The organism is Mycobacterium sp. NGS17 (genome assembly GCF_059813205.1).
In genome coordinates this window covers 1-1571 of record NZ_JCALED010000022.1, presented here as the reverse complement: position 1 = coordinate 1571, position 1571 = coordinate 1, and the positions used below count along the sequence as shown (strand labels likewise).

At 64.2% G+C, this 1571-nt stretch carries 1 protein-coding gene; it reads right to left on the bottom strand.

The features are described from left to right. Window positions 1-12 precede the first annotated feature (12 nt). Window positions 13-1266, bottom strand: coding sequence for an IS110 family RNA-guided transposase (locus AC5Y7E_RS24165; RefSeq protein WP_499950935.1), 1254 nt, complete (start codon window positions 1264-1266; stop codon window positions 13-15). Window positions 1267-1571 lie beyond the last annotated feature (305 nt).

Here is a 1571-nt window from a genome sequence, read left to right as displayed (position 1 = left end):
AGTTGCCCTGTGTCAAGTGGCGGCTCGCTGTTGTTGTGTGAGCAGGGTTTGGAGGGCGCGGTGGTGACTGGGGTCGTAGGGGGTGTTGGTCTGCCAGCAATGCCAGATGACGTGGAGCCAGGCGCGGGCCAGGATGCGGGTGGCGTGGGGGTGGTCGTGGCCGCGGGCGCGGGCGCGGTTGTAGAGGTCCGCGGCCCAGGGATTGGCGTGGCGGGAGTCGTTGGCGAAGTCGCAGACGGCGTCGCGTAGCTGTTTGTCGCAAGCCCAGCGGAACCCAACGGACCGCATTTTTCCGGATTGGCGGGTCGAAGGTGCCACGCCGGCCAAACAGGCCAACGCATTTGGGGTGGGAAACCGGCCACGACAATCACCGATTTCGGCGAGCAGCCGTGCGGCCCGAACGGTGCCGCTACGGGGCAGGCTGGTGAAAATAGGGCCATCAGCGTGAGCGGCGAGCTGTTGGCGTATCTGGGCCGACAACTCAGCGATCTGAGCCACCAGGTTGTTTAGGGTGGCCACCAGGGCGGTGGTAATCGCGACGTAGGCCCCGGCGTGGGGCCCGGTGAATCCGCGCGGGCCGGCGTTGAGTCGGGCGTGCAGTACCGCGGGGTCGGTACGGCCTTTGTAGCCCACTGAGGCCAGCCAGGCACCCAAGCGTTTGGGGGTCAGCCAGTCCGCACGGTCCTGGCAATCAAAGCGGCTCAGGAACGCCAAACTGATCGGCGAGTCCAAGGCATCGAACAATCCGACCGGCGCGGGATAGACACGGTTGAGGTGCGCACGCAGCTGGTTTGCCACCCGCACGCGATGGATCACGAGGTCTTTGCGGGCTCGACACAACGCGCGCAGCGCGGTAGTCGCAGCGCTATCGGGGGTCAAGGGATGTAGCCGGGCCCGGTCAGTGCGCAACGTGTCGGCCAACACGAACGCATCGAAGCGGTCGTCCTTATTGCCGGCCGACCCATAGCGGCTGCGCAGATTCTTCACCTGGTTGGGATTGACTACAACCACCGTCAGTCCAGCCTCGAGCAGGGCTTCGACCACTGGCCCGTCGGGACGTTCGATGGCCACTTCCCCGACACCGTGGCGGGTCACCACGGCGATCAGGTTCTTGAGGCCTCTGGCGCTATGTTCGATGACGCCGCGGTAGATAACATGGGCATTCGTGTCGATGATTGCGACTGCGTGATCGTCACGGGCCCAATCGATTCCACACGTCAAACCATTGAACGGTTGGTCGGCCAATCTCGCTGGGGCATACTGCATGACAGCCTCCTCGCTGCTGATCCCAGTGGGGAGGCACCCTCATCGGCGCGGGGTGTGATACCTGTGATGCTCACTGCTCGGCGTTCAGATCTCCTGACGCATCGCCCTGTCGACGGTCACCACACCCCGGGAACCGCCGAGCCCCGCAACACTAAGAGTGGACATCGGCGTGTCAAGCGACAAAGGCAGTGACTCGACGGCACCTCGGGTGCATCGACAGCCCATCCGGAGCCACCGACACCTCATCGTCTAAGTAGCCCCATCAGAAACCATCGACCGACACACTGTCCACCAGTGAGCGACAA